General features: G+C 44.9%; 11 protein-coding genes and 2 tRNA genes. 11 read left to right on the top strand and 2 right to left on the bottom strand.

Annotated features, from left to right (window positions below; translation table 11 throughout):
* Positions 1-1,327: oligosaccharide repeat unit polymerase (locus tag KAH81_09110; protein ID MCK5833811.1), on the bottom strand; the 1,327-nt coding region annotated here is incomplete at its 3' end.
* 157 nt (positions 1,328-1,484) lie between these two features.
* Positions 1,485-12,890 (bottom strand): hypothetical protein, encoded by an 11,406-nt coding sequence (locus tag KAH81_09105; protein ID MCK5833810.1) that lies wholly within the window; start codon positions 12,888-12,890, stop codon positions 1,485-1,487.
* A 165-nt stretch (positions 12,891-13,055) separates the two neighbouring features.
* Between KAH81_09105 and KAH81_09100 the strand changes: the two genes are divergently transcribed.
* From KAH81_09100 to KAH81_09050, 11 genes are all read left to right on the top strand, one after another.
* Positions 13,056-13,127 (top strand) — tRNA-Ile (locus KAH81_09100).
* Positions 13,128-13,146: 19 nt separating this feature from the next.
* A tRNA-Val gene (locus KAH81_09095) sits at positions 13,147-13,219 on the top strand.
* Positions 13,220-13,343: 124 nt separating this feature from the next.
* Positions 13,344-14,456, top strand: coding sequence for a Nif3-like dinuclear metal center hexameric protein (locus tag KAH81_09090; GenBank protein MCK5833809.1), 1,113 nt, complete (start codon positions 13,344-13,346; stop codon positions 14,454-14,456).
* Positions 14,457-14,490: 34 nt separating this feature from the next.
* Positions 14,491-15,222, top strand: coding sequence for a hypothetical protein (locus tag KAH81_09085; GenBank protein ID MCK5833808.1), 732 nt, complete (start codon positions 14,491-14,493; stop codon positions 15,220-15,222).
* A 9-nt stretch (positions 15,223-15,231) separates the two neighbouring features.
* Positions 15,232-15,654, top strand: coding sequence for a ribonuclease HI family protein (locus tag KAH81_09080; GenBank protein ID MCK5833807.1), 423 nt, complete (start codon positions 15,232-15,234; stop codon positions 15,652-15,654).
* Positions 15,655-15,666: 12 nt separating this feature from the next.
* Positions 15,667-17,136: an IMP dehydrogenase gene (guaB, locus tag KAH81_09075; GenBank protein ID MCK5833806.1), complete on the top strand. Its 1,470-nt coding sequence runs from the start codon at positions 15,667-15,669 to the stop codon at positions 17,134-17,136.
* 52 nt (positions 17,137-17,188) lie between these two features.
* Positions 17,189-18,403 carry an N-acetylmuramoyl-L-alanine amidase gene (locus KAH81_09070; protein ID MCK5833805.1) on the top strand — a complete coding sequence of 405 codons (1,215 nt, stop codon included), beginning with the start codon at positions 17,189-17,191 and terminating at the stop codon, positions 18,401-18,403.
* Positions 18,404-18,450: 47 nt separating this feature from the next.
* A complete protein-coding gene (locus KAH81_09065) occupies positions 18,451-19,464 on the top strand; it encodes a hypothetical protein (protein MCK5833804.1) in 1,014 nt (337 codons plus the stop codon).
* Positions 19,465-21,009 (top strand): hypothetical protein, encoded by a 1,545-nt coding sequence (locus tag KAH81_09060; protein ID MCK5833803.1) that lies wholly within the window; start codon positions 19,465-19,467, stop codon positions 21,007-21,009.
* Positions 21,010-21,194: 185 nt separating this feature from the next.
* Complete coding sequence (locus KAH81_09055) at positions 21,195-21,353, top strand: hypothetical protein (protein MCK5833802.1); 159 nt, start codon at positions 21,195-21,197, stop codon at positions 21,351-21,353.
* A 257-nt stretch (positions 21,354-21,610) separates the two neighbouring features.
* A partial coding sequence (locus KAH81_09050) for a hypothetical protein (GenBank protein MCK5833801.1) occupies positions 21,611-22,022 on the top strand: 412 nt, incomplete at its 3' end.

Raw genomic sequence — 22,022 nt, 5'->3', positions numbered from 1 at the left:
TTTCACCGAGGAGTTCGTTAATATCGAGTTCTAGGTTTTTTTCTTCTGGTTTTTCTGCCGGTTTCTCCTCTTGTAACTCGACATCAGGCTGTGGTAGAACTTCTTTGGGAGGAATTATTTCTGCTTCAGCCTTTTCTTGCGGTTGCCTTGTTTGTTCTTTTTGTTTTGACGATTCTAGCTTTTGGCTTTCGGTTTCGAATTTTGGAAGCTTTATTTCCGCCTCGGTTTTTCCTTCCGGTTCTTCTTCGAAACCGGGGATATTGAAATCAGGTAACTCGAGGCCTAAATCTAAAACATCATCGAGCTCCGATACAGATTTTTCAACCTCCGATTTTTCTGATTTCGAGGAAAGCCTATCCAAAGGTGATTTGGCGGTTTCTTTTATTTCTGGAATCCCAGATTCGGGAATTTTTGGCATCTCTGTGGGGATTATAGATTTTAACCCTTCGGAATTCTCGAAAGCAGCCAACTCATCCAGAAGATCTTGAGTTGCATCGGGTGGTTTTTGTTTATCTAATTCTGGCTTCTCTGTTTCTTTAGGTTTTACCGAACCGGATTTCCCTGATTCCTCGAAAAAGCTCTTGCTATCCAGTTGCCCTAAAAGTTCTTTTAAGTCCGAATCCATGGACTTAGAGCTTTCCTTTTTTGTGGGCGTTTTTTCTACATCACTTTTATCCGAGGTGGTTTTTTCTGATTCCTGCTGTTCGACTAAATCCGATAATCCCAGCTCTTTCAATAGCTCCGAAGATATCTCTTTAGTCGATTTACTTGATTCTTCTACAATCTCGCCAGCCTCCCCAGTTGAAATATCTTCTATCCACTCAGGGGGCAATTCAGTGGATGGTGGTGGTGGTGGCACAGAGGTTCTGAGTTTTGTGCTTGCCTCTTTGACGGCCTTTTCCAACTCCACTTTTTCTGTAATAACAGCATTTAGAAGCGGATAGGCCAAACACGGAGAGAATAGCACCTGTAATATAAAAGAATAGTTAAATCGATATAGCGCATCGATAAAAACTGTCCCAAAGTTTTGAGGTGGTTTTGCGAAAAGAAGGAAAACTATTAATCCAACTACAATGGCGAAAAGAAATCGAAAGAAAACAATAATCAAGAAACCTTTTGACCATAAAGTAGGTTTGAACTTGTAATTTGAGAAGAGAAAGAGAGAGATTCCATAGACAATAAGCTCGAATAAAAACTTAAACCCCAAAGGAAAATCAAGTGCGGAAAGATCATCGGACATCGAAAAAAGAACAACACATAGGATTACACCTACGAGGAATACTATTCCAATTATTATAATCGATGTTCTAGTATCAAGTTTTTGCATTTTATTTTATTACCTTACTACAAGGTAATTTAAATATCTTCACTATTGATGTCAAATAATATGTCGTTTAGCGATAATTCCTTAGGGATTTTCTTGATTCCTTTTTTTTAATTCAGGCTTTTTTCTTATTGTTAGTAAGTATATAGTGTGAAAAAACCTAAGGCAAGAAGATATATCCTGTAATCTTAAGGTTAAGGGTTTGCGCACCATAACTTAAACTCGAATGTGGTGCGGTAAACGATAGCCATAGATATTCACTCGAACTAGGTTCAATATTAATGCCCCCAACACCAAAAGCTTCGTCATTCGCCCATCTAATATAATTTAATACTGCGTCGTTAAAAGTTGACCAGGTCAATGGTGGTGTTGTTAGATCGTTGAATTGAGCTTTGAGCGAAAATTTATCGATGCCCGAAATATAACCGACTGTCCATGGCCCCATATCCTCAACATTCAAGCCGAATACTAAAGAATGCGTTCCATTATTAGCCAGTGTGATATTCTCTCTGGCACTCATGGTTTCGGTGAAATCGAGTTCTATATTACCAACATCCCATGATTCCGGTGTGGCGTTGAAAGATAATATTACTTCCTCTTCGCTGTAATTTGCGTTAAGGACATAAGATGTATCTATCGGACCGAATTCGATAGAAGGAGTAGTGGCACCGATGTCCCAATCCGCGAAATTCCAAAGTGTATCGGCATAACCATCCGGATCAGAGACTTCAATTTCTGCGCTGGCATCTATATCATACCAGGCCGTAGCCTCTGAAACACCGTTGTAATATATTGCTCCGAGTCTAATCCATCCATATTCTTCAAGAGGATTCTTTCGGACTGTTAAAGCAAATTGCCTAAGATAAGAAGCATTGAGGCTATCAGGCCCATCGATAGGGCCTATGTTGTGCATCAGCGCGCCCCCATCCGACCATGAAATCCATTGCAAACGGCGGGTTGGATCGACAAGATCAAATTCACTTGCAGAAATCTGAAAAGTCTCACCCTCTTCGAGCCAAGCTGTGGCATTAACGCTAGCAGCTCCGGAGAATGTTGTCGAACCGACTTTAATTGTTCCATAAACATCCCAAGATGGTTCTTTCGTAAATTTATATCTGTATTTCTTGTTCATATAGGATGTGAATATCGTGTTTTCGCATATAGGCCCAACAAAATGGACTCTGGCGCCTCCATCCGACCATGAATCAAACACAAACATTGAATCGCCGCCAACTGCAGTGTCCTGTGATGTCGATAATATATTACCCGTCCAACATTGTGGAAGCCATGCGATGGCGTGAGAAGTATGATCGAAATTCTCTCCACCAACTGCGAATCCACCGAAGGGTTCGACTGGAGATTTATACAACTCCAATCTAACACCTCTGACATAGTGTGCGACTGCGATTCTCGGCGAACCGATTAGATTGATGCTAGTTGAGGAATCTTCCTCATCCTCAAATGTGGCACCCACAGGAATAGACGCCCAATGATCGAAGAAATACTTCACGCCTCCGCTTAGGACAGAATATGATGCTGTAATCGTGGCTTCATCTAAATAGAAGCCTTCAGCTTCAATGATGTCCGGTGTAGCGCCATCGCATCCATCGGCGGCCAGATTTAGAGCATATGCAGGCCCTTCGAAAGCCCACTCGAGCTGAGATAGCTCTTCGATTGTGAAGCTAACAGCGAATCCATCACCAGAACTCGCACTTCCGCTTCCGGTATAGCTTTCGCAGCGCCATGCCACACCGGGCCCAATAATATCGAGGCTATCGTTTACCGCATCGATAACAGTGCCGGGAGCAACCCAAGTTGTTCCAACCGGTGGCCAAGGTGTGCCATAATCAGATATGACAATCAAGGGCACCATTTCTTGCCAATTCCAACGAATACTCGTTGCTTGAGTGAGATCGAAATCAACCGAGTCTTGCGTTCCGCCGAGGAACAAGTTGCCTGTTCCATAATAGCCAGTGCAGAACCAATTCGTAATTGGGTCGGGATTACGCACAAACGCAGAAACAGTTGTTCCTACATCGAACCAATGTGCACCGAGTGGTGGAACCGGCGAATCGCCACCGGAATTAAATACGGTAAACGAGAACTGCTGTGTAAAATTCGCGGTAAACGAAGTTTCACTCTCGGCATAAACTATTCTGCTTATAGTCCCGCCATCGCTCCAAAAATCGAATTTCGCTCGGGATCCGATACCGGTTGAAACAAATGGTTTAGCCGAAATAGTGTGGCTATGCCCCGGTATCCAGTTGCTTGAATAAGGCGATAAATAAGTTGTTCCATCAACAATTACCGAATCGCCAAAAATGGCGTTTTCGACAGTGACGGAAACGAGATTGTCTTTAAGCACAACGCCATCGATTGTTCCCGAAAGATCGAGATCGAGGACGCGGTTCCTAATTTCAATAGGGCTCGAGTAAACAAAACCAGATGAAACGATGAAGCCGACATAGAGTATAGTATCCGGTGGGACAATATTGAACAGCGTCGAGGTATAAGCGCGAATTCTCAATCCTGAATCTGTTGTTCGAGAAATCGGAACTACCACCTTGCTTTCCCAGTCGACATCTGGGTCTTCCGAGAGGTCATAATATGTCAACATATCAGAATCATAATAGATATCGAAACCGATAGAATCGAGCCAATATATCGGTGTGTTTTGATAAAGAATAATCGGTATCCAAACCGTATCATCGGCCGAACAGAATATCGATTCAGCCGGGCTGACCTCGAGAGATGAATATTGGGCAATAGCTGTATCAGGTCCTGTTAATGAAATATTCGTTGTCGATGAAAGGCTATCGGCAAAAATACCACCTGTCCATTTACGGAAGTGATAACGATCGGTTCCTGAATAAACGGGGTTTTCCGCTGAGATAGGTATATTACCCTCCCTATAAAATCCCTCGGTCTCGAGAGCTGGAGTTGCAGCTGGGCATCCAATTGCATCGAGGGTTAGTAAGAAAAGCGTGTCCCAGTTTGCTGTTTCTTCATTTGCGCTATCGGGAATAGCCAGAGATGGATTGTTCGGCCCTGTATATGAACCGGGTCCTGAACCAATCCAGCTATCAAAGTTATAGAGAATGCCTTCTGTGATTATCGACTCCGGTTCGACATAGAATGGAACAATAGAGCCCTCGATATAATAACCTTCACCATAAACAGTCCCGTGGTCGCTTTGAATATTGACCAAATACAGCTTATCGAACTTAGCAGTTTCGAGAATGGGGCCATTCAAATTACAACCGGCGGGATTACCCGCGCCTGTATATGCCCCCGCACCAAATCCCGACCAGCCTGAAAACGCCCAACGGACTCCATCACTCTCGATGACAGGATCAACGACACTGAATATTGCATTAGCGCCATGATTATACCAACCGTCACCTAAAGCATCCGAGGGGCCGCCATCGACAGTAAGGTAATATTGTGTTTTCCATTCCGCAGTCTCAATAATCGGTGCAGTCATGATAATATTATGCGGGTTATCGAGTCCTGTATATGAACTTACGCCGGTTCCAGTCCATCCTTGGAAAATAAATCTTATTTGACCTACTATAACGGTCTCTGGCTCGACAGATATTGTAGCAATTTCGTCTTCACTATACCAGCCTTCGTCACCAGGAAGACCGTGATCGCTGACGACATCGAGGCGGTATTCAATTTCCCAAAGTGCTGTAATTGTTGTCGGCTCAATCAAAACAAATTTATAGGTATTATCAAGATAAGTCGTATCGCCGATTTCCCAGCCAGCGAAAGCCCAACGGATGCCATCGGTCGAGTCTATCGTCTCTTCGATGGATATTTCCACCGAATCCCCGGAGATATTCCAACCATCACCGGTGGGAATTCCTCTGGGTGTTTCGATAGTGACAAGATGTTCCAGAAGCCATTGCGCAGTTTCAGTATTGGTCGATGTAACAATCCATGTAGCAGGATTATCTGTTCCTGTATAAGCGCCAGCCCATCTATCGAAAGTGCGCCGTGTTCCGGGAGTCACATCGATTATTGTATCGATAATGGAGAATTCTGCTGGAGAACCTGAGGAATACCAACCCTCACCTGTAGAAGCAGAATAAACTCCATCGATCTCCAGAAAGTATCTATTAACATAGGAAGCTGTTTCGGTAATCGGCGCGTTCATGGTGCATAGAGCCGGATTATTCGTCCCTGAATAGTTCCCGTCGCCGATTCCAGTCCAAAGATCGAAGGTATATTCTGTGCCTTCGGTGGCAACAACCTCTTCAGCGAGTCCAAATTCGACCTCTGTTCCTTCGCTGTGGAACCCCTCACCGAATGGTTCGCCGTAAGGGGCGGAAATTGTGAGTTTATGCTCGATCTCATAATGCGCGGTAAATGTATCTTCAAGCATCGGTGCAACCACATGATGAATTGCACCACCATCCGACCAACTTCTCCATACGGAACGGGTATCAGAACTACCATAGCTATTAAACGCACCAATGGAATGTGGTTCGCCAGCTATCCATGTTCCTTCGTATGGTGAAGCGTTTTGTGCGCCATCGATCCATACCTTAGCATCGGGACCAGAATAATCGGAGCGAACGACGACGTCGATAGGAGCACCGATTATAAGCATTGCGGGATTGGAATTGGCTCCAGCAATATCATAAGAGAATCCATTTAGGGATATTGTGTCTATTCTTGCTGAGCTGCCTGTGGAAACAAATTTCGCAATGCAAAGCTGAGCAGGCGTGGTAACATAACTCGGAGTTCTATTGCCGTAAATTGTGATGAGACCAAAGCCCATAGGAGTTGCGTTAATTGTGTTCCATGTGAAATCCGAACTGGACCGCACAGAAACGAAATCTAGTATCGAATCCGGGAAGTTGATATTGAACTGCATGTTCATTAACCTATAAGCGAATGGATTATATAGAGTTATAGGCACATCGAAAGTATCGCCCGCTTCAACAAGTATTGTTTCTGGAGGTGATATTTCGAAATCAGAGTAATGAGCAGTAAGATATAGAGTTGTATCGACCCGAACATTCGTTGAATGTGATGTTGTATCCTCGAAAACGCCACCACTCCAATGTAGGAAAGATAATCTACTACTCCCAGCTATAACAACAGGTGGCGCACAAATAGGTTGCCAACTGGTTGCGGAAAACCAACCCTCCCCCTCGAACTCGGGGATTCCCGAAGCGCCGGAGTCGGTAATAGTCACTCTGAAACGGATGCCCCAATTGGCAATTTCCTCTATAGGCCCACCCATTCTGCAAATGGCTGGATTATTCTCTCCAGTATATTCACCGGAACCTGTGCCGGTCCAACCGGTAAATCTCCATGCTTTACCATCGACGATTATTTCGCTATCCGGTTCCACGGAGAACTCAGCGGTATCGCCATCAGTATACCAACCAGCGCCCGTAGCGGCCCCATGACCACCATTATCGACGGTCAATAAGTATTCAAGTGACCACGAAGCTGTTTCTGTGAACGCTTCATTTACAGTGCAGAAAGTATCGACAACGCTTCCAGAATATGCTCCATCGCCCTCGCCATTCCAACCGGCAAAAGACCATCTAATATCAGTAGTCGAGTCAACAGTCATGGGTGAAATCCCAAACCAAGCCGTATCTCCCTCGTTATACCATCCCCCTCCTTCGGAAGTGCCATGACCACCATTAAAAATCCTCACGAAGTGTTGGACGCTCCATTCTGCTATTTCGTGTATCGGCGAAGCTGGATATAGCAAGAGAGAATCGGAGGTTCCCGAATAGGAACCGGTTCCTGTTCCGCTCCAGCTCATAAATGTCCATCTGTTTAAACCATCGTCAACGACAATCGGTCTTATTTTAAGAATTATCGAATCGCCGACAGCACACCAACCATCGGTTTCCGGTGTTGCGTGGGCACTTTCCACATTAACTCGATATAATGTATCCCAAACTGCGGTAATATTCTTGGCCTCGTCGATAACAGTAGAGCATGGATTCTCGATGCCGATATAGTCGCCAACCCAACCGGAAAATAAATAGATTATTGAATCGCCGATCATAATTGAATCGGGGGTAACAGCGAAAATAGCCGTATCGCTTTCATCGAACCATCCAGAACCAGTGATAACAGCGTGGTCAGAAAAAATATTTAATTTATATTGAGCGGTATAGCGTGCAGTAATGGTTGTATCGGAGATCGGCCGTATATCACGCGCTGCATCGATGTGATCATCCCATTGACTGAAAATGAAGCGGGAATCCGGAGTATCTGGAAGAATAAGCGGAGCAGTAGCGATATGTGGGCTTCCTGAGGCAAGATGAATAATCGTTCCAACTGCATAAGCTGTGCCATCGAGAAATAGGGAATCCGCAACAGGACTAGCAAGTGTTAAATCGACAAGATCGCTTACTTTAACTGCGCGATCGGTGTTTAATACCTTGAAATCGGGAGAATTAACTCTTTCTATGCTTAGCTCAAATGGTGCAGTTCCAACTGAGAGGGCCTCCATGTTCACACAGAAAAGCCTATCGAAATCCTCTACTTCGAATGGCGAGTCTCTGTATGCATCGATACCCACTCTTATCACTCCACCTCCGAGTGGTGTGGCTTCTGCGTTCAAATAATCCCATGCGATTCCGCATGCCGTGACATCGACAAAGGTTAGGATATCCCCGCCAAAAGTGATCGACATCTCGATAGTATCTAGATCGAGTGGCGCATTTGATATAGCTCGAACGGCTATATTTGCAACTCCTCCGACTGCAATCCATAATGAATCTGTGGCGTCGATGGCGGCATCCATATAATTTGCGGTTGCAGTGAAGGCAGAATCTACGAGAACGGTTGTCGATGGTGAATTCTCATCGGCGAAAACACCGCCACTCCAATGACTGAAAGAGCGCGGATTTAGAGCCCTTGCGGGGTCCAAAACGGTTGGCGAGGCAGTGATCGGTGCCCAGGTGCCACTCTCATACCACCCTTGACCGGTTAATATTGGAGATGCCCCACCAGTTCCAGTTGATTCTAAGCTCAGATAATGCTCTGAATTCCACTGAGCGGTTTCGCGGGCAGGGCCTCGAATAGTTATCGAATGTGGATTTGCGCCCCCCGAGTAACTCCCAACACCGGTTCCAGCCCATGAATTGAAGGAATATCTATCATGACTAACTGTTACGTTTTCAGGAGACACACTGAAAATAGCCTCTTCGCCGCGTAAATACCAACCTGATCCAATAGTCGCGCCCCATCTAGAAAGCACATCGAAAGCATATTTGTCATCGTGGAAGGCTGTGAATGTTGTATCGGAAATCGGAATGACATAATGCGAACGAAGGCCGGCATCGCTCCAAGAATCATAATATTTTCTATGGCCTGTGGCAAAATTCTGGAGCTCTGGAACAAAAATTTGATGTTCGGAACCAGCTATCCATTCGGCCTCGTATGGGGAATCATATATCGAACCATCGACATAAACCTTGCCTCCAAAATCGGTCTGAACCATAACCTCGATAGCACCAGAAATACGGACATTACCATCGATTGGGACACAATCAGAAAGGTCGAAAGCGGGAGCCTCAAAGTCGAGTGAGTAAAGCCCAGAAGTCCCTGAAACATGAAAAACTATATTGGCAATCGTATCGCCGTCCTCGATGGTGAATTCCGTGGAATTGCACGCGAAAACCGTTGCGGTGAATCCATCATCGGTTATTTCAAGAATCTCCCAACCGAAAGTCCCTGAAATAATGCTGTTCGGCGAAATGCCTGCAATATCGAAGTCGAACTCGAAGCTCAAGCTATCAGCATCGATACTCGAGCCGTGAAAGATAATCGGTAACAGAATGAAAGAACCGCTTTCCGCAAGTGTAAGCGATGGAGGGCCAAAAATGGAATTCCCGTGTTCGACAGAATAGACCGCAGTGAGCTCAGTCGGTTCGCTCAATGCGACGGTCGTGTTGGAGGAGAACCTGTCCCCTATCGCCGAGGGGCCATCCCAGTATAGGAAGTAGTATCTGTCCGGGCCATCATCGATGGAATCTTGAGCGGTGATCGGTGTTGGAACACCTTCCATAAACCAGCCTTCACCGGTCAGTGTCGGTGCTACCGATGAGCCAGAATAATCGATACTGAGTTCATGAAATGCGTTCCACTGTGCTGTTTCTGAACAAGGCTCGTAAATCCTCGCTAAAGAAGCGTTTAAGGGCCCTGTATATGCTGAATCGCCATCGCCAACCCAACCGGAGAAAAGATAATAACTACTGCCATCGTGGATGGAGTCAGGCGATACATCGAAAATAGCTTCGGCTCCAGAGGCATACCAACCTGATCCGGAAGAAACACCCCAAGCTGAAATCACATTAAAAAGATACGCTATCTCGAAATTCGCGATATATATAGTATCTGTGGTAGGGAAAACAGAATGCTCTAGAGCGCCGCCATCGGACCAGTCGAAAAATGCCATTCTCACTCCGGTGGCGGGATATTGAGGAGTTGGCACGGCAACGAGTATAGAATCACCGCTGTGCCAATCGGATTCATAAGGGGCAGAAAAATTGGTGGAATCGATGATGACGACACCATCGATAGGGCTTGTCGAAACAACGACAGAAACCGGCCCGATAACATTAACTAAACCTGTATCAGGCGAAGCGACTGCGATATCGTGGCCGCCATCGGCGGCAATAACATCACTAACACCATCGGCGGAAGGGCTAACATTGAAATTTAGATTTGCAAGAATGTCCGAAGGATCGACTGATAAAGGTGATGTTGCAGAAGCATGAACTAAAACATGGCCGTTCGCGCCGGAGGATAGATCGGTGCCTGTGATAGATGTCCAGGAGAGATCGCCGAGATTTATACCAGAATAATCTAGCACATTATTATCGAAATACAAATTAAAGGAAATCTCAGAGAGGACTGTCGATGTTGGAATATCAATAGCAACAGGTATTTCGATCATACTGGATGGAGCTGCAATAGTGGTTTCCGGAATATCAAAATTAAAAACAAAGGGTTCGTTAGAATACACTGCAATTATAGTATCTGGGAGAGAAATATATGCCTCTGTGGAGCGAATAAACCTGTTCGCTACTGTCCCGCCTGACCACCATGAGAAATATCTTGGCGTGCCGCCATCGTCTATTATACTATCCGTGGATATGTGGGTCCAGGAAAGGTCGTCACTCCAACCCTCACCGATAAGAGAGGGAACCGCACCGCCTGTGCCGGAATAGTGAAGCTCGAGCCAATATTGATGCTGCCATATCGCTGTCTCGATAATAGGTGACATCATGGTGCAAATAGCTGGATTATCCGTGCCGGTGTAGCTTATTCCGCCTGTTCCCTCCCATGAGATAAAAATATCACGGGAAAGACCGTCGGTAACTATCTCTGGTGAAACGGAGAATCCGCGCTCTTCACCACGATCGAACCAACCGGACCCTGCTGCTACTGCAAATGGTGAAACGATGTCGAGATATAGCATTGTGTCAAATTGCGCAACAAAGCTGCTATCATTAATTGGCCTAACATTATGAAAACGAGCACCACCGTCTGACCAACCTGTAAACCTCGCATGCACACCGAGAGATATCGGATTGAGAGTATCTGTTCCTATCTCGTGGATATCTGCACCGATCCAAGTATCTTCGTAGGGAGCAGGATAAGGTGTGCCATCGATCCAAACGGAATCACCACCGTAGTCGTTAGTGACCGATATGGAGATTTCAAGCGGCACTATTTGAACATAACCGGGGCGAGTTTCAGCAAGCTCGAAAGCGTGTTCAAAGCCATCGAAAGAAATAGTATCTCTACCAGTTGCGCCGAGTTTGGCTCGCATTCTATAATAAAAAAGTGTCTCAGGGGCTTCGATCAACATCGATGAACCGGGAACATCACCGAAAACGCTGACCGTAGTATCTCCCGCTGTCGGCGTCAATTCAGCCCATATAACACTCGAACGAATCAAATCGATAAACTCGAGCTTAGCATTGTCGAAGTGCATAACGAACCCGAAACTATCGACAGCATAATCAATAGAAGCATCTATAATTACTGGAAGCAAGAATTCGTGCCCCGGCGCAATCAGACTTAAACTATCAGGATATACCTGCAATTGTGGATCCACGCTATAATTTGCAACTATCGTTCTTGGCAAATCGGGATCAATGAACCATGTTCTAGCGCTTGTGCTATCTCGAAGATGTCCGGCTGAATTCGACCAGTATGTGAAGAAATACCACGCGTCCTCTACAAAGAGGGACTCTGCAGTAATAACCTCCACAGAATCGCTGGCATAAGCCCAGCCCTCGCCTATTTGCGCCGGAACACCAGTTCCACAACCGTCATAGGTTAGCTCAAGCCAGAAAGCCGTATCATATAGTGCATACTGGTTAACCGGCTCGTTCATTTGAACCCATGCTGTGTCGGTTGGTCCTGAATAAGAACCAGAACCAACACCGCTCCAGCCCTGGAAAATGTGTCTTTCAAGAGAGTCGGCTCTAAGATAGACTGTGCATGGTTCGATGGAAATAAAAGCCCACGAACGAGGATCGAACCAAATGCTGTCCGGATCGACGGGAGAAGGTTCTGTGTAGCCGGGAGCATAAATCGTAAGTTGATACATTGTATCGAAATAAGCGGTATAAACGAGTGTATCGGAACTAATATGGATTGTGTGACGAATACTATCTATCCCATCTGACCAGTAACGATAAAGATACTTAACCCCTAAACCGGGCGTTTGAATGCTATCGGTGTTTATTACGTGAAGTTCGTCCTCATACCATTCGGCAATATGTGGCGATACGACACGAAGTGAGTCATCGATTATAAGCTCGCCATCGGGGAAGTCGGTTTGAACCGTAATGTTGGTCGAGGAATAATAAGTCACTCGGATTTTTTGAAACGCTCGGGGCGTAAGTCTAACAAGAGCCGTGCCGCTGGACTCGGTAAAATTCGTGATGTTCAATCCGAGTGCAAACCAGTTATCACCCAATTTGTTCTGTAGATCGGTTTTAGCATCGTTATTTAGGTGTGCCGAGAATTCACCTGTCGAAGTAACAGAGGTGCCTGAAAGATAGTCCTTGTTTCCGAGATTACCCCCAAGAGCATCAGTAAGATTTGTGACATCGAGAAGACGCTCGGAGGGTCGAGTTTCATTGGCAAGCATATCGCTGCATTCTATTTGTGGAGGAGCACCGGCGGAATTATAAATCGAATCTACTGTTAGAATAAGACTTACATCGCTAATATATGCTGTATCTGGAATATCGGTGGTGTTAAACTCAAGAATAGTAACCCTTTTTTCGGCTTCGCCAGAAAAAATACCACATCCTTCTCTGCGTTGATATATCCAGAGCGTATCATAAGCAGTGGCACCAGTTGCAACTACCCATTCACAGTGCTGGACAATATCTCCTTGATAGTTGCCTAAACATTTATCCCAGAAACCGACGAGTTGGATTGGGTCTTCTCTAACTGTCACAGGAATATCGATTGTAATTGGTTCGCCGCTGCTGGCAAAGATATTAAAAATTGCCGTTAGAATCAGTATAATGGGAAAACAAAGCTTCAAGTTATTCATATAAACCTTCCAAATTTGGAACCAACCTAATTAAATAATCTATTGAATATATAATTATGATTATAGTATAGCAAGCCTAAAAAAGTTTCAATATTCTTTGAAAATCTAAAAAAGACCTTGATTTTTATTAAGGTGGGTATATTATAAAAAAATGATGTTCTCTATGGACCCATAGCTCAGCGGTAGAGCAGGGGACTCATAATCCCTTGGCCCGAGGTTCAAATCCTCGTGGGTCCAATTAAAAACGGTATTAATAGGGCGATTAGCTCAGGCGGTAGAGCGCATGCCTCACATGCATGAGGTCAGAGGTTCAAGTCCTCTATCGCCCATTAAGAAAGGGCATGAATTGTTTCTGCCAATCCTTTGTCGAACTCGAAATCCATTTTCCACGCGATTTTTATGTATTAAACGCGCCGTAAATTGCGGTGCGTTTTTGTTTATATGGGGACCAAAATGAAACTCAGTAAGGTTGTTCATCGTATCGAAGAGCATTTTCCTCTTGAATGGGCGGAAGAATGGGATCATTCGGGTTTGCTAGTAGGAGACAATTGGGCTGAGATACGATATATCATGTTAGCAGTTGATCCCTCTGCAAAAATAGTAGAAGAAGCAGCCTCTAAAGGTGCGGACATGCTTATCACACATCATCCACCTGATTTAGCGCCGCCATCTAGTGTTATAAAGGGACATCCTTTGGGAAACGCGTATTTTATGTGCGCAAAATCTGGAATTGCGTTTTATGTTATGCATTCTGTTCTCGATGTCTCTCCTGTTTCGCCGAATCATGCCCTCGCAGCGCAGTTAAGGTTGGTTGATTGCGAGGTTTTAAAACCTATCGACAGGGGAAAATATCTTAAGGTAGTTGTATTTGTTCCCGAATCGCATCTCGAACAAGTTCGCGTTGCTCTTTGTTTGGAGGGAGCTGGAAACATCGGGAATTATTCAGATTGCACTTTTTCCACTCCTGGAGTGGGCACATTTCTTCCCGGTAGAGAAGCGAAGCCATTTTCGGGCGTTCTGGGTCAACTTAAAAAGGAAAAAGAGCGTCGCCTCGAGACTATAATTCCTGTCGAGTCCATCGATGCGGCGATTTTAGCGATAAAGAAATCACATCCATATGAAGAACCAGCTTTCGATATTTATCCGGTGTTAAATACCCCCGGGAGACTCGGTTTTGGCCAAATCGGCGACCTTTTAAGACCAACAAGCCTTCTAGAGCTCGCGCAGGAGCTCAAAGCAACCCTTCCTTCTGGTAGAATAGCTGTGAACGGAAAAAGCGAAGCAAGAGTGACTCGTGTAGCAATAATTACTGGTTCTGGTGGGGACTTTGTCGATATTGCGCTTTCAAAAAAAGCTGATGTTCTTATAACTGGTGAAGCAAAATATCACCAACTGAGATATGCCGAAGCGCTTGGACTTCCGGTGATAATCGCTGGTCATTTTGCCACCGAATGGGTGGTTCTTCCTACGCTAAAGAACGAATTGGACAAAATAATCTGGGAACACCCCGGTGATGGCGTCATCGACATTGCAAAAGAGGAACACTCGCCGGTTTGGGTGGTATAGGCAAGTTTATAAAGATTAAATATAAGGAGAACTCATGGCGAAGTTAGAGATCAAGGAAACGCTTGGCATTTTATTGAAGCTTCAGGATATTGACAGCAAAATAGCTGAGCTTGAGGTTTCCAAGGTATTTTACCCCAAATTGCTTGAGAATTTGAGGAACGAGATAGACAGTCTTTCCGAACAGGTTAAAAACACCAAAACAAATATTAGCGAATTAAAGAAAACTATAGATTTAAAAAATCTGGAGCTTGAGCAAAACAAAGAAAAGTTGACTCAGGGACAGCAGAGACTTCTCTCGGTTAAATCGAACAAGGAATATGATGCTGTGCAGCGAGAGATACAGAACTCGGAGGAGAACATTGCACAACTCGAAGTAGAACTTATTAGTTTGATGGAGGACTTGGAAAGGGCCGAGGCCGACGAGAAAAAACTCACAGAGGAGCTTAGCACTAAAGAAAAAGGAAATGCAATTCAGATAGAGGAAATGGAGAAGCAATATTCTGCGATAGAAGGGAAATCCGCAGAGATACAATCTAAACGAAATACTTATGCGGAGCTTATCGACAAAAAAATCCTCGACACATATGAACGCATAGCTGAAGGCACCAACGGATTCGGTGTAGTGAAGGTTGTTCACAGGGCTTGTGGCGGGTGTTTTCAATCACTTCCAGCTAAATTTTGTCAGGCTATACGAAGGCACGATACCATCAATTATTGTGAGACTTGCGGGCGCATTTTAGTTTGGGATGATGAATGTTCAGGATAAGCTTGTAAATTGGAAAGGCTAATAATAAATATTGATGGGGCCTGCAGAGGCAATCCCGGCCCTGCATCATATGGAGTGGTGGTTCAGGACTCCTCTGGGCGAATTCTAAAGAAGCTGAAGGGCTTTATTGGAACAGCCACCAATAATATTGCCGAGTATTCAGCATTTATCCAAGCTTTGAAGTTTATTGAAGCAAATCCGGTGGATTCAGTGGAGATTCGTTCGGACAGCGAACTTCTAGTGAAACAAATAAAGGGGCTATACAAGGTTAAATCACCCAATTTAAAAGGCTTTTATAATTCCGCGATAAAATTAATTAAACGAATTGGACCGATGAAGATAACTCATGTTCCACGATCTGAAAACCAGATCGCGGATAAACTCGCCAACGAGGCTCTTGATGCTTTGACAAATCAAAAACCCCTTTTTTAATTTGGAGTGATAATGAACAGTCAACGAAAGATACCAGATCGGCCGAGTTACAGCTTCGACGATATACTTATTCTGCCGGGGTATTCTGAAGTTCTACCTCACGAGGTCGATCTAAAACTCCCTTTTACAGGAAATATTAAGCTGAATATTCCGATAATATCAGCAGCGATGGATACTGTAACAGAGAGCCAGATGGCTATAGCGCTTGCGCAACTTGGAGCACTTGGCATTATCCACCGTAATATGACTCCCGAAAGACAGGCTTTCGAGGTTGCCGCTGTGAAGCGTGCTAAAAGCGTACTGATTCGCGACCCGATAACTATTCCACCCACTATTACTGTCGGCCAAGCCGTTTCCTTGATGGATAAACACAATATTACCGGCTTACCAGTTGTTAAGAACGATAAATTAGTCGGGATTTTAACACATAGGGATATACGATTCGAACCAGATTTGAATAGGATCGTTTCCGAACTGATGACATCGAAGCTAATTACTCTTAATGAGAACGAACCTATGGAGAAAGCGGCGGAGTTGCTTCACAAGTATAGAATCGAAAAAATCCTTGTTGTGGACAACGAAAAACACCTTGTAGGGCTTATCACTGCTCGCGATCTTCAGAAAAAGGAAGATAACCCCAACGCAATAGTCGATAGCGAAGGGCATTTAATCGTGGCAGCAGCGTTGGGAGTTGGAACAGACCTAGAGAAAAGATCGGAAATACTGGGTGAAGCCGACGCAGATATTTTTTCCATAGATACCGCTCATGGAGACAGCAAGAATGTTATCGAGACCATTAAATATCTAAAGAAGAATTTTTCAAAAATACCTGTTATCGCTGGTAATGTAGGGACCTCAGATGGTGCAGTTCGGCTGGCCGATGCAGGCGCAGACGTAGTAAAAGTAGGTATTGGCCCCGGATCGATTTGCACTACGCGCGTTATCACCGGAGTCGGTGTTCCGCAGGCCGAGGCTGTTTATAATTGCGCTATGGTACTCGATCAATATAAAATCCCAATTATTGCCGATGGCGGAATACGATATTCTGGTGATGCAACAAAAGCTCTTGCGCTTGGAGCAAGCGCGGTTATGCTTGGCAATATGTTCGCTGGAACCGATGAAGCCCCGGGAGAAACGGTTCTCTTCGAGGGTCGAAGGTTCAAAGTCTATCGCGGCATGGGAAGCCTTGGTGCTATGCAGCAGGGCGCCAGAGATAGATATGCTCAAGAGCATGTAACAGATATTCAGAAGATGGTTCCAGAGGGGATCGAAGGAAGAATACCATATCGTGGGCCGGTTGCCGATGTTGTTTATCAGCTTGTTGGGGGTATTCGCGCTGGCATGGGCATGGCTGGTGCGCAGGATATTAACGAATTCTGGACCAAAACCAAATTCTGCAGAATAACATCGACCAGTCTTCGAGAAAGTCATCCGCATGATATTGCTGTTACAAAAGAAGCTCCAAATTATAATAGTATTTGATTTTAGAATAATGAACATTGACAGATTCATTTTATCGATGTAAATTCTCCACATGAAAACTAAGCTCTCATTTTTTTTATTATTTATCCTCTTTTCGTTTGCACTTGCTTTTCAGTTCGACGGTTCGACTGCTGTCGAACTTCCCGCCGGCACGGTTAATATGAGTTATCTCGAAATTGATGGTAATAATTACACAACAAGTGATCAAATTGCTGAAATAGGCGACAAGAGGTTTTACAGCGCCATCAAACGCAAAGAATCGATCTCTATCGGAGGAGAATCATTTACTTTTTCACCGAATAACGAGTTCGTTATCGTAGCAGAGCGCACTTATAAAATGCCCCTTAAAACTCGAATTTTATCCGATGCCATACTTATCCCTCTGGAAGCTTTTCTAGAAATTCTGGCTGATAGGTCTTTAATGTCTTTAGAGAACTCGGGGGGCAAATATGTTTTTTCAGTAAAAAAGAATAAAAGCACCAAACCTAAAACAGTTACATCTGTTATTTCTACAGAACACGAAGCCTATGAAGAGGATAAGAAGATTGTTGCTGTTCCTGCGGATGAAAACGAGGCAGCTACTCCTATCCGCAAGAAAAAATGGTATGTAATGATCGATCCGGGACACGGAGGTAAAGACCCTGGAGCAAGTGCTAAAGATGGCACGCGCGAGAAAAAATTGGTGCTCGACATCTCGAAACGAATCGCTAAGATTTTAAAAGATGACACGCTTTTCACCGTCGAAATAACTCGTAATGAAGACGTATTCCTTCCGCTAAGCAAACGAACCGATCTTGCCAACTCCAATAATGCAGATTTATTCATCTCTATTCACTGCAATGCGGCCAAGAATAAATCTGCTCGAGGCACACAGGTTTTTTTCCTTGCTCCAGCGCGTTCAGACCACGCTCGTGCCACAGCTGCTTTAGAGAATTCCTCGATTTTTCTCGAAGAACCTTCGGAAGGCACCGACGACCTAGATTTTATAATGACCGATATTATTCAGAACGAGTTTCTGAGAGAGTCTTCGCGTCTTGCTGTTTTGATTGAAGAGGCGATATCCACGAAAACGAGCCTTCCCGCGCGGGGTCCTGCTGGAGCCGGATTCTATGTTCTGAAGGGCTCGTTTATGCCTGCAGTTCTTGTGGAAACAGCATTTCTATCAAATCCAGATGATGCAAAACTACTTTCCGAGGGGTCTTTCAGGGAAAAGCTAGCCGTAGGTATTACCGAAGGAATACGCCAATTCATTGTCGAGCTTCCCTAATGAGTCTATCCAGATTATTTAGACATGTTTTTCTTTTGGGAGTTTTATTGCTCTCGATCGGTTCAATTAGAGCAAAATCCTCTTGGGAAGGATTCAGATTGGCTCTTTTTATCGAAAGCGGATACAACTCGAATCCCGCCTTACTGGCTAATCACGAGTTCTCGGCTTTCGATAGTGGTGATCCCGACTGGATGCGCTTGGAATCGAAAGACGATGGCTTTTCTCGCCTCGGCCTTGAACCCGGCTTCCGATTCAAGGCTGGAGATTTAAGAATAATCGGAGCAATCGCTTATCGTTTTACTAAGTATTATTTAAATACGGAAATGGATTATCATTTCATCAATCCTTCTTTGACGCTTCGATATAATAAACTTCGATGCGACCTATCCTATGCTTTAATACCCGAATACACCATCGCTCTTTATACAGACGACGATTATTCGGCTTCGGCCAAGTATTGGAGTGAATATTCGATGTCACGGGGGAATTTGGATATTCGGTATGACCTGTTCAAAAATCATTCTTTCGGCATCGCCGGTAACATTGAATATAAGGAATACAATGCTAATTTCCCCGAATATGATGGAGTCGGTTACAAAATCGGCCCTGTTTGGCGCTGGAGCGGGCCGATATACGTGAAAATTAATTATGCGTATCGCGCATATTTCGCTCGTGGGTTTGACAATGAGGGTGAATCACTCGAAGATTCCGATGAAACTGATATTTCCTACGTCGAAGATCGCATTGAAGGCTATTTATCCAAAGAAGTTTTCTTATTCACGCACAAATATCTTTTTGGTTTGAGCTTAGAGCTATCGCAAAGATTCTATTCCTCGGAAAAGGATTTTTCAGTGGACTATCTTCATGTTGGTAGGCGCGACCTTCGCGCCGATTTCAAGCCGTTCATCTCATACAATTTCGATGACAAAACAACCATCGAACTCGAATACTTATTTACTATTCGCAATGCCGACTCACCCAATTATGATATCGGTTATAACAAGGATTTCACACGCTCAATAATCTCGCTGAGATTGGAATACTCTATCGTAGGTGATTAAATGAAAAAAATAACATTTATTCTTGGTTTGTGCATCATAGCCCTTTTTTCTGGTTGTGGTAAAAGAACGCTTCCGCCGGAGGAATCGCTCAAAGTTCAGCTTTTACGACCTGTTAACGAAACACAAGTATTGGATATGGACCAGGGTTTCGACTGGGATGCCTACCCCGGCGCAAAGAAGTATATTTTTTTTCTTTGGTCGGATGATTCGCCCGAAACACTAGAATATCGCGTTCCGTCATCGGTTCTATATCCTGATTTTAGTCTATTGAATGGAGAATACTATTGGCAGGTGGGAGTCATCGAGGGCTCGGAAACATGCCATTTGTCGGAAATATCGTCTTTTCAGCTCTCGCAGAGGGTAATACAGACTGTTCCCGATGAGATAGCAATACTCAACGACACTCGAGTCTATTTAGATTGGTATAGTTATCCTCAATCGAACGGTTATGCTATAAAGGTCTGGCCTGAAGGAGATCCTGAGCATCCAGTTTTTGAGGGATATGAATTCTCGAGTTCAACTACACCGAATATTCCTTTTTTTGATGGCCTCTATTGCTGGACTGTAGGCGCTCGAACCGAGGATGAGACCGAATTCGCTCATTGGTCAGATACATTAAATTTTTCGGTGGACCAATATCCATATAGGCTTGTCGATACCATGTCAACTCGAGGTTATCCGCGCGACATATATCCCTATGGCGACTATCTTTTTGTCGGCGACGGAAGCGCGGGGCTTCTGTATTGCGATAGAACCGATCCGTTAAATCCGGTTCAGGTCGGTTGGGACGAACCCAGCGGTCAATACGAAAACCGCGCCATTTGGATCGACGAAGAAATAAACCTCATGGTGGTTGCTGACTACCGAGGTAATCCCCCTATTCTCTGGTATAACATTACCAATCCGCTTGCACCAATTCAGGAGAATTGGGCAGGGTTATTTGCTCGAAGAACACAAGATGTTGATGGAATAAGATACCATGATACATTATTCATTGCATTTGCGGACTACGATGACGGTGGTTTCGTTTATGATCTTCACGATACTACTGATTATTTTGTTACGCCGCGCGGAAGTGTTGATCCCAATGGATTTACCTATGGGGTCGCATTCTCGGACAGTCTATTTTTCGTAGCTTGCGGGCAGGTAGGTATATATATTGCTCGAGCCGATAATGCAGACTCAATAATTGCACATATGGATACCCCCGGCGAGGCCGATAAGATGGCTATTTCCGGACATCATTGCTTTGTGGCCGATGGCATAGCCGGATTAACGGTGTTCGATTTCTCTGATCCATCCGATCCTGTGATTATTGGGCGCGCCGACCAACAGGTCGGTAATGCACAGGATATTTCGATCTGCGGCGATTACTGCTTTGTATCCTACGGTTCTGGTGGAACAACGATCTACGATATAACCGATCCATCGAACCCGATACCGATACAGAACATCGCCGGTATGTATTCTTACGCAATTGCGCCTGAGGGCGACATTCTCTATATCGCCGACCGCGACTGGGGAATAATGACGCTGACGAAGTAAATGATAATGTAAAATATGGAATGTCCACCGAAGGGATGCCCGACGGTCATTCCCGACCCCGATCGGGAATCAATCGCTGTGGCCGACCTTTTTATTCTCTTTCGACGTCACTCCTTAAAAAATTACCATATTTTTCACACACTCTTCTTGACAAGATGGCATCGGCATATTCTCTTATAAGTGCTATGCAAATTCTATTGGAAAATGGGCGAGTTATCATAGAGCTTACACCGAACGAGTTCTCGGCGTTCTCCGCGATGTTCCAATATGAAGGCAAGGCGCTCGAACTGGTGCGTACACCCTTCATGCCGGGCAAGCGCCATGGCTGGCTTAATATCGGCTAAGATAATCATTGCATTAACGGAATTGCGGCATTAAATTTGTATTGAGTTTTTGAAGCTGGAGCAAAATGAATACACTCTATTATGGCGATATAGCCCCATCGGCGCTTAGCGCTACTTCCTCTTAGCAAGGGGGAGAAACCCGAAGGACAGAGGGGGTAAAATTGACATCACAAGCGAAAACAATCAGGTAATCGGTCGGCACGGGCCAACGGGCGATCGCCCTCAACGCTTCGCGATTCGGCGAAGAAGGGGAACAGATGAATATTACAATCGAAAACAACAAAGTCATCGTTCATCTCGACGAGGACGAGGTGCCCGCGTTTTCCGCGATGTTCGACACGCTGCACGATAAGATCGGCGTATCGGTGGAATTCCGCGATTTCGATTGCGGCGATATGACAGGATTGCGGCGGCTGTTGCCGATACATTTGTGCCGAACTATCGGCGAGGCGAATCTTTCCGAGAACCCGTTTGCCACGATGTCGCTATATCCGTTCTGGAAATACGGCTTTGCGTTTGGGGGCGAGGGCGCACTCGCGCTCGATTTGAAAATAGACGACCCGCACAAGAAGGCCGTGGCGGCGGACGAGTTCGGCATGGGCTTTTGCGCGTGGGCGATGGAGGAGATTTTCGATTGCGACTATTGGGCCGACGCCAGCGCGCTTATCG

The organism is bacterium (assembly GCA_023145965.1).
In the GTDB taxonomy this organism is placed as follows: domain Bacteria; phylum UBP14; class UBA6098; order UBA6098; family UBA6098; genus UBA6098.
The sequence above is the reverse complement of the archived record's forward strand: the minus strand, read 5'-3'. Positions and strand labels throughout refer to the sequence as shown.

What these genes read in the sequence shown, in the direction of transcription:
- KAH81_09105 (MCK5833810.1), bottom strand. Translation starts at nt 12,890, where the DNA reads ATGAATAACTTGAAGCTTTGTTTTCCCATTATACTGATTCTAACGGCA.
- KAH81_09090 (MCK5833809.1), top strand. Translation starts at nt 13,344, where the DNA reads ATGAAACTCAGTAAGGTTGTTCATCGTATCGAAGAGCATTTTCCTCTT.
- KAH81_09085 (MCK5833808.1), top strand. Translation starts at nt 14,491, where the DNA reads ATGGCGAAGTTAGAGATCAAGGAAACGCTTGGCATTTTATTGAAGCTT.
- guaB (MCK5833806.1), top strand. Translation starts at nt 15,667, where the DNA reads ATGAACAGTCAACGAAAGATACCAGATCGGCCGAGTTACAGCTTCGAC.
- KAH81_09070 (MCK5833805.1), top strand. Translation starts at nt 17,189, where the DNA reads ATGAAAACTAAGCTCTCATTTTTTTTATTATTTATCCTCTTTTCGTTT.
- KAH81_09060 (MCK5833803.1), top strand. Translation starts at nt 19,465, where the DNA reads ATGAAAAAAATAACATTTATTCTTGGTTTGTGCATCATAGCCCTTTTT.
- KAH81_09055 (MCK5833802.1), top strand. Translation starts at nt 21,195, where the DNA reads ATGCAAATTCTATTGGAAAATGGGCGAGTTATCATAGAGCTTACACCG.